The organism is Cohnella sp. GbtcB17 (assembly GCF_019091135.1).
Classification (GTDB): domain Bacteria; phylum Bacillota; class Bacilli; order Paenibacillales; family Paenibacillaceae; genus Cohnella.
The window spans coordinates 1-8267 of the sequence record NZ_JAGXJW010000111.1; the positions used below are offsets into that span (position 1 = coordinate 1).

Annotated in this window: 8 protein-coding genes; all 8 read left to right on the forward strand. The window is 62.1% G+C overall.

Features of this window, described 5'->3' with window-relative positions; translation table 11 throughout:
• Positions 1–167 precede the first annotated feature (167 nt).
• Positions 168–905 (forward strand): signal peptidase I, encoded by a 738-nt coding sequence (gene lepB, locus KVT38_RS32590; RefSeq protein WP_217597918.1) that lies wholly within the window; start codon positions 168–170, stop codon positions 903–905.
• 91 nt (positions 906–996) lie between these two features.
• Positions 997–1863 (forward strand): ribosome biogenesis GTPase YlqF, encoded by an 867-nt coding sequence (gene ylqF, locus KVT38_RS32595; protein WP_217597919.1) that lies wholly within the window; start codon positions 997–999, stop codon positions 1861–1863.
• Positions 1864–2007: 144 nt separating this feature from the next.
• The gene (locus KVT38_RS32600; protein WP_254639736.1) at positions 2008–2649 is read left to right on the forward strand and encodes a ribonuclease HII; all 642 of its coding nucleotides are present in this window, start codon (positions 2008–2010) and stop codon (positions 2647–2649) included.
• 83 nt (positions 2650–2732) lie between these two features.
• Positions 2733–4571, forward strand: a complete 1839-nt coding sequence (locus KVT38_RS32605; RefSeq protein WP_217597921.1) for a hypothetical protein — start codon at positions 2733–2735, stop codon at positions 4569–4571.
• Between the two features lie 36 nt (positions 4572–4607).
• Positions 4608–4976 (forward strand): EscU/YscU/HrcU family type III secretion system export apparatus switch protein, encoded by a 369-nt coding sequence (locus tag KVT38_RS32610; RefSeq protein WP_217597922.1) that lies wholly within the window; start codon positions 4608–4610, stop codon positions 4974–4976.
• Complete coding sequence (locus KVT38_RS32615; RefSeq protein WP_217597923.1) at positions 4973–5368, forward strand: YraN family protein; 396 nt, start codon at positions 4973–4975, stop codon at positions 5366–5368. The genes KVT38_RS32610 and KVT38_RS32615 overlap by 4 nt, the downstream gene beginning before the upstream one ends.
• A 134-nt stretch (positions 5369–5502) precedes the next feature.
• Positions 5503–7143, forward strand: coding sequence for a YifB family Mg chelatase-like AAA ATPase (locus KVT38_RS32620; protein ID WP_217597924.1), 1641 nt, complete (start codon positions 5503–5505; stop codon positions 7141–7143).
• Between the two features lie 281 nt (positions 7144–7424).
• On the forward strand, positions 7425–8267 hold an 843-nt coding region (gene sucC / locus KVT38_RS32625), incomplete at its 3' end, for an ADP-forming succinate--CoA ligase subunit beta (protein WP_217597925.1).

Consider the following 8267-nt stretch of genomic DNA (forward strand, 5'->3'; position numbering starts at 1 on the left):
TACTACCTGCGCAATCTGCGCGGCAAGGCAGCTCGCATCAAGGAAATTCGATAATGAAAAAGCAAGGGGGCTTGGCATTCGTTCAAGCCCTCTTTTGCGTTCTTCGCGTAAGCACATACATACCCTTCGGCGGGCATACTTAGCTGAGGCAGAAAAGAGGCGAGCTTATGGATCAAACTGACAAGCGGAATGAAAGGGAGCAAACGGACATCGCCGCAGGCGATTTGTCCGCGCCAGGCTCGCCTTCCAGGCAGACCGTGCAGGCAGCTTCCGAGGCAGAGCACGGCACGATCGGGGCGCCCCCGCCCGCACCCGGCGCCGGCAAGTCCAAAGCCGGCAGAGAAGCCGTCGAATGGGTCAAGGCGCTGGCTATCGCCGGCGTGCTCGTCATACTCATCCGCTGGCTGCTGTTCAACCCGTTTATCGTCGACGGCGAATCGATGCAGCCGAACTTCTGGAACGGCGAACGCATCATCGTGAACAAGGCGCTGTACGACATCCGCAAGCCGAAGGCCGGCGAGGTGATCGTCTTTCACGTGCCGGACGAGCATAGGGACTATATCAAGCGGGTTATCGCCGTCGGCGGCGATACCGTCAAGGTTCAAGGCGACGACGTGTACGTTAACGGCACGAAGATCAAAGAGCCGTATTTGCAGAAGACGTACGACGAAATGCACGCTTCGGGCCAGCTGTACAACGACGAGAGATGGAGCAGCGACTTTCCGAACGAGACGTTCCCGGACGGCAAGGTGCCGGACGGCATGCTGTACGTCATGGGCGACAATCGTCCGAACAGCAAGGACAGCCGCATGATCGGCTACGTGCCGATCGACCGCGTCGTCGGCCGGGCGGAGCTCGTGTTCTGGCCGCTCGACAAGATCAAATATATCGGCAAAGGGTATTAAGCCGAATCTGACGGATGCGTCCTGGCTTAAGGCTTAAGGCGGCCGGAAGGACCGGCGAACCCGAGGCGCATACGAGAGGAGGCGGTATCGCATGACCATCCAATGGTTCCCCGGTCATATGACCCGAGCCAAGAGGCAAATCGAAGAAAAGCTGAAGCTGATCGATGTCGTATTCGAACTGCTCGACGCGCGAATTCCCGAAGCGAGCCGCAATCCGATGATCGACGAGATCGTCGGCGGCAAGCCGAGACTGATCCTGCTGAACAAGGCGGACCTGGCCGACCCGGCCGCGAACGCGGCTTGGCTCGCCTACTACCAGTCGCTCGGACACAGCGCATTGTTGATCGACTCGAGCACCGGCACGGGCGTCAAGGATATCGCGGTTCGCGTTCAGGCGCTGCTCAAGGAAAAGACGGACCGGCAGATCGCCAAGGGCCTTAAACCGAGGCCTGCGCGGGCGTTGATCGTCGGCATTCCGAACGTGGGCAAGTCTACGCTGATCAACAAGCTGGCCGGACGCAGCGCGGCCGTGACCGGCGACAAGCCGGGCGTTACGAAGGGCCAGCAGTGGATTCGTACGGGCGGCGGACTTGAGCTGTTGGACACGCCGGGCATTTTGTGGCCGAAGTTCGAGGATGCCGACGTCGGCTTCAGGCTGGCCGCGACGGGCGCCATCAAGGAAGAAGTGCTTCACGTGGACGAGGTCGGCTGCACGCTGATCCGTTATCTCGCGGATGCGTACAGAGACACGCTGGTCGAGCGCTACAGTTTGGACGCGCTCCCGGCGACGCTTCCGGATACGGCGTCGGCAGCTGACGTACTGGCCGATATCGGCCGGCGCCGGGGCTGTCTCGGCAGCGGCGGCCATGTGGACTACGACAAGGCTGCGGGCGTTCTGCTGCGCGACCTGCGATCCGGCAAGCTGGGGCGAATTTCGCTCGAATTTCCCGCAGGATGATCACGGCTCGTCGACTTCGGTCGGCGCGCCTTTTTTTGTATCTCGATAGGAAGGGCATTCGAAAAACAGTTGCCGGATCGTCGCCGTTATCGGACAATAGAAGGCAGAACGTAATGAATGCGGGCATCGAAGGTGGAATTGGAATTGAAAATCGAAATACCGATAGAAATTGACAGATTGGCGTATGAACGGGCTTTGTGGGCGGAAGGCGTCTTGGCGATCGCCGGCGTGGATGAGGTCGGCAGAGGCTGCTTGTTCGGCGACGTCGTCGCCGCTGCCGTCGTCTTGCCGCCGGGTCTTCTGCTCGAAGGAATCGACGACTCCAAGCGATTGAGCGAGAAAAAGCGGGACGAGTTGTACGACGTCATACTTGCGAATGCGGTCGCCTGGTCGGTCGGGCGCGTCGACGCCGCGACGATCGACAGAATCAATATAAGGCAGGCGTCGCGCCTGGCCATGAAGCTTGCTGTCGAAGGACTCGCGGTTCGGCCGGATCACCTGCTGATCGATGCGGAAACGGTCGATTTGCCGCTTCCGCAAACGAAGATCATCAAAGGAGACATGCTCAGTCAGTCGATCGGCGCGGCTTCCATCGTCGCCAAGGTGACGCGGGATCGGCTATGCGATCAAATATGGGATTTGAATTACGCCGGATACGGCATCAAGGACCATAAAGGGTATGCAACGAAGGTTCATCGCGAAGCGCTGCTCGCGCTCGGGCCGACGCCGCTGCATCGGAGGACGTTTTTGTCGAAGTACGCCATCGAGCAGCAGACGCTCTTTTAACGGATTGGCGAGAGGCAGCCGATAAACGGATACATAACCTTCAGTCTTGCCGGAGGCAGACTCGAGGAAGGAGGTTGCGCCAAATGGACATGAACATCGGTTCTTTGATGCGGGCGTTGATGAAGGACAGCCAGCCGACCGACGTCAAAGCGTTGGAGCTGCGGATCGGACAGATTGTGCGGGGCGTGCTGATCGAGATGCTCGACGGTCAGGACGCGCTGATGAACATTAACGGCGTGCCTGTCAGAGCGAGGCTCGAGACGGAGCTGTCCGTCGGCCAGAGCACGCTGCTGCAGGTGCGCCCGGACTCGTCTTCGGGGTTAATCTCGCTGCGGCCGCTGCCGGATGCCGCACAGGCCGATGCGACCGACGAGACGCTGGCGCGCGAAGGGGCGAAGGCGTTCGGCCTGCCCGAGCAGCCGTGGAGCCGCGAGCTGCTCCGGGGACTTGCGCGCGACGGCTATCCCGTCACGCGCGAGACGGCAGACTGGTTCGCGCAGGCGGCCTCGGCCAAGCCGTCCGGCGCGGATGCGCAGGAATGGATGAATGCGGCGGGGATCGCCTTCAGGCGCGGACTGCAGCCGACGGAGGCGACGATCGGCTCGCTCAGGCAGGCTTTGTACGGGCCGCCGCTTCACGAGCAGCTGTCGACGCTCGAGGCGCTCGCGGGACGCGCGGCGGCCGATCCGTCGGTCAAGGCGGAAACGGCCGATGCTGCGCGGCGAATATTGACGCTGCTCAAAGAGGTGACCGCGCTGGTCGATGGCCAAAGGTCGGCGGATGCGAATGCGGCTTCTCGCGCCAGCGAGAAGGCAACGGGCGGCAGCGGCACGGGCGGCAGCGGCGTCGTGACGCAGGACAGGGAACCGCCCGTCGGAGGGCGGCAGGACGGCCGCAGCAGCGGGCTTGCGGGGCCGACAGTTCCCGGGCGGCCGGAAGTCCGCCAGGAGGCCGCGGGGCGCGGGAGTCCGCTGCCCCCGACGGCTACGGCGGCGACGGAATCCGAAGGCGCCGCGCAGGGCGCCGAGCCGGCGGGCCGGCGATCGCCGGTTTCCGAGGCGTCAGCACTGCGGGGCGGCGCGGCCCGAGCGCCCGATGGCGCGAGCGGTGCTGATGCCGCAGGCGGTGGACGTGCCGGCACTGAGGTGTCGACCGCAGCTTCGCCGCGGCCGGCGGGCATCGCGGTTCCGGGCGAGCCGTCCGTCGCCGCGAACGCCGACAAGGAGCCGTCCTGGATCGGCAAGCTGCTGAATGCGCTCGGCGTCAACCATGAACATGCGGCGCTTAAAAGCGGCGCCTGGAGCGAGCTCCAAGCCGGTTTGTCGAACGGTGCCGATCAAGGCCCGGGTGAGGCGGCGCGGCAGGCGGATTCGCTCAAGAGCGCGCTGCTTGCACTCGGCGCAAGCGACGATGCTCCGCCCGCGCTGCGCGAGGCGGCGCAAAATCTCGTCCAGCAAATTACGGGACAGCAGCTCCTGCTGTCCGCGGAACGGCAAAATACGGCGATGATGAGCCATTTGACGCTGTTCGTTCCGATGAAAGGGCAGGACGGGGAAACGACGGCCAAAGTCCATATCGAAGCGCGGCGAGGGCGGCGCGGCGAGCTGGACCCGGACAACTGCAGGCTGCTGTTCGACCTCGACATGCGGCATATGGGACGAACCGTCGTGGACGTTCAAGTCGTCGATCGATCGGTCTCGCTGCGGCTGCTGAACGACGATCCCGATGTCGCGGAACTGATCGAATCGTCGAAAAGCGAAGCTGCGGACGGGCTTCAATCGGCAGGGTACCGGCTGATGTCGTTGACCGCCGCTCCCTACCCGGAGCGCGCTCCAGCAGAGGCGGCCGCACCCGAAGCGAGCCAGGCGCCGGGCGGCGCCTATGCCGCCAAGCTTTACAAAGGCATCGATTACCGGGCCTAAGCGGTCCGCATCCGGATAGAGCAAGGTGGAGATCGAATGGACCAGCCGAAGGAAAACGGACGGAAGGCGGCAGACGCCGGCCGTTCGGGCGGGTCGAAGGAGGCGGCCGAGGGGGAAAGGTATGTTCCCCGCAAGGCGGTCGCGCTCAAGTACAATCCCGAACTGCGGTCCGCCCCAGTCGTCGTCGCTAAGGGCAAGGGCGCCGTCGCAGAGGAGATTCTGAAGCGCGCCGCCGAGAGCGGCGTGCCTATTCAGGAGGACGCTTCGCTCGTCGAAGTGCTGTCGAAGCTCGACCTGGAGCAGGAAATCCCGCAGGAGCTTTACCAGCTCGTCGCGGAGGTGCTCAGCTTCGTCTACCGGTCCGACAGGCGAGCGTCGCAAAGAAACGGAGGACAGCCGAATTGACGCGCGATCCAAGCTCGAGCTCGAAGAAGCCGGACCTTCGCAAAAGGCGCGGAGATCTGGCTGAAGCGGAAGCCGCCGCTTTTTTGGAGCGTCTGGGATACCGCATAAAGGAGAAAAACTGGCGGTGCCGGACGGGGGAACTGGATATCGTCGCGGCGGACGGCGACACGACGGTCATCGTCGAGGTACGGTCGCGCAAAGAAAACGGCCGCTTCGGAACGGCGATCGAAGCCGTCACGCCGCGCAAATGCATGCAGGTTCGCGCGACGGCTCAAGTGTATTTGCGCTTCGCGGGTCTGGAAGAGGCTAGAATCAGGTTCGATGTCGTGGCGGTGACGAACGACGAGGCGGGTCGCGTGAAGGAAGTGCGGCATCTGGTCGGCGCATTTTGAGCATTTGCCGCCAAGGTTGACAAGCGGCGAAAACGTCATTAGACTGATGACTAAGGATTCAAACGGATACGGAATGCAGGGAAGCACCTTGCTCCGGCGACGAACCTACGTTGCGGAGGGAAGGTGTATTTTTTATGTATTGCAAGTTGTTGAGCGCCATCGTGTTCGGCGTTGAAGGCAGGCTGATCGAGGTCGAGGTGGACATCGCTGCCGGCTTGCCGCAGGTCAACGTAGTCGGACTGCCCGACCCGGCCGTTCGCGAGTCGATCGACCGCGCGCGGGCAGCCATACAGAACGCAGGAATGAAGTTTCCGCTCGACCGCATTACGGTTAATCTGGCGCCGGCGGATATGCGCAAGCAAGGGAGCGCATTCGACCTGGCGATCGCGGCAGGCATTCTTTGCGCGAGCGGCCAGATGCGACAGGAGGAGCTGGATAAAGCCCTCATCATCGGCGAATTGTCGTTGAATGGAGAAGTTAAGGGCGTGCCTGGCGTTCTTGCAATGGCGGAGAATGCGCGTGCGGCTGGCTTGCGGCGCATATTCGTGCCGCCGGCGAGCGCGCACGAAGCGGGTTTGATCGAAGGCATCGAGGTCAAGTCCGTCTCGTCGCTAGCGGATTGGATTCGCGGCCCGAGCGGAATGGGCGCCGCTTTGTTGTCTTCGACAGACCCGGACGAGGTTCGTGAGCCTGTTATAGGCGCTTCGCCGGATTTGGCGGACGTCTCCGGTCAACTGCAAGGCAAGCGGGCGCTCCTCATCGCCGCGGCCGGGATGCACAACTTGCTTTTCCTGGGACCGCCGGGCACGGGCAAGACGATGCTGTGCAGGAGACTGCCGTCTCTGCTGCCGCCGCTTGCGGACGAGGAGGCGCTTGAAGTGACCAAAATTTACAGCGTAAGCGGCAAGTTTCCGGGCGCTCGTGCCGGCTTGATTCGCGAGCGTCCGTTTCGGGCGCCTCACCATACGATTTCGACATCGGGGCTGATCGGCGGAGGCACGGTTCCGAAGCCCGGCGAAGTGACACTGGCGCATCGAGGCGTACTTTTTTTGGACGAGCTGCCCGAATTCGGACGAAACGCGCTCGAGTCGCTCCGGCAGCCGCTGGAGGATCGCCACGTGACGATCGGTCGCGCGCGCGGCGTGGCGCGATTTCCCGCGAGCTTCATGCTGGCGGCGGCGATGAATCCTTGCGCCTGCGGATATTGGGGAGGCGACCAGACCGAGCAGCCGTGTACCTGCTCGGTCGGCTCGCTCGCGCGGTACCGCGCCCGCATGTCGGGACCGCTCGCCGACCGGATCGACCTTCAGGTCGAGATTCCGAGGCAGCCCGTCAGCTTTGGCGGCGGCGGGATGACCTCTCAGGAAGCAAGGAACAGGCTGAGCGTAGCTTATGAGCGACAACGGCGACGATACGTAGACGCCGGCATTCGATGGAACAGCGAGCTGTCGGGTCGAATGCTGGCCGTTCACGCGCGGCTTGCGAGCGACGCGGAAGCGCTGCTCGCCGGCATGTACGGCAGGCTTGGCCTCAGCTATCGCGCGCACGACCGCATCCTGAAGCTGTCCCGAACGATCGCGGATCTCGAAGATTGCGACGACGTTCGGCTCGAGCATGTAGCGGAGGCGGTTCAATATCGCGCGTTGGACAGGCAAATGCCGGGCTACGAGCCGGAGGCGATCCGGGAAAAGCGCGCCGCGCCGGGAAGCGTCGGGCCGTCGGCTGCTCAGGAAAGCGATCGAACCGCCAAGGGGCGTAAAGTGTTAGGAACGTAAACGAGCCAAGATCAAGCACGGACATGCCGATTTGATCGCGCGAAACTGTTCTAACAGATGAATACCGCGGCCGCCATTTGGGTCATGTTAAACATTGCCGGGGCGTTTTCAGGGACTTTCATTCTCCTTTTTAGATGAAATCGTTGCCAAAGTCATCTAAAAATTTGATGAAAAACAGAGGAACGCCAAGTCGAAAAGTGATACAATGGGTAAGGTTTGGTGCTTGTACGAAGCGCCTACAAGGTTGTTATGATGCGTTTTAAACGGGAGGATGCAGGGCCATGAATATTCATGAGTATCAAGGCAAGGAAGTCTTGAGACAGTACGGCGTCGCCGTACCTCGCGGCAAGGTCGCGTTTACGGTCGACGAAGCGGTCAAGGCTGCCGAAGAGCTCGGCACGGCCGTCTCGGTCGTCAAAGCGCAAATCCATGCCGGCGGACGCGGCAAGGCCGGCGGCGTCAAGGTAGCGAAGAGCCTCGACGAGGTTCGTCAGTACGCCTCCGAGATTCTCGGCAAAGTGCTGGTCACGCACCAGACAGGACCGGAAGGCAAAGAAGTCAAGCGCCTGCTGATCGAAGAAGGCTGCGACATCAAGAAGGAATATTACGTCGGCCTGGTCGTCGACCGCGGCACCGGCCGCGTCGTCCTGATGGCTTCCGAAGAAGGCGGCACGGAGATCGAAGAGGTCGCCGCGCACTCCCCCGAGAAGATCATCAAGGAAGTCGTCGATCCGGCGATCGGCCTGCAGACGTTTCAGGCTCGCCGCATCGCTTATGCGATCAACATTCCGAACGAGCTTGTGAACAAAGCGGCGAAGTTCATGCTGTCGCTGTACCAGGCGTTCGTGGACAAGGATTGCTCCATCGCTGAGATCAATCCGCTCGTCGTCACCGGCGGCGGCGACGTCATGGCGCTCGACGCCAAGCTGAATTTTGATTCCAACGCGCTGTTCCGCCACAAGGATATCGTGGAGCTTCGCGACCTGGACGAAGAAGACGAAAAGGAAATCCAAGCTTCCAAATACGATCTGTCCTACATCGCGCTTGACGGCAACATCGGTTGCATGGTCAACGGCGCGGGCCTCGCTATGGCTACGATGGACATTATCAAATATTTCGGCGGC

Excerpts from the sequence above, each read along its gene's own strand:
- KVT38_RS32610 (WP_217597922.1), top strand. The coding sequence starts at position 4,608 with ATGGACCAGCCGAAGGAAAACGGACGGAAGGCGGCAGACGCCGGCCGT.
- lepB (WP_217597918.1), top strand. The coding sequence starts at position 168 with ATGGATCAAACTGACAAGCGGAATGAAAGGGAGCAAACGGACATCGCC.
- KVT38_RS32620 (WP_217597924.1), top strand. The coding sequence starts at position 5,503 with ATGTATTGCAAGTTGTTGAGCGCCATCGTGTTCGGCGTTGAAGGCAGG.
- ylqF (WP_217597919.1), top strand. The coding sequence starts at position 997 with ATGACCATCCAATGGTTCCCCGGTCATATGACCCGAGCCAAGAGGCAA.
- KVT38_RS32605 (WP_217597921.1), top strand. The coding sequence starts at position 2,733 with ATGGACATGAACATCGGTTCTTTGATGCGGGCGTTGATGAAGGACAGC.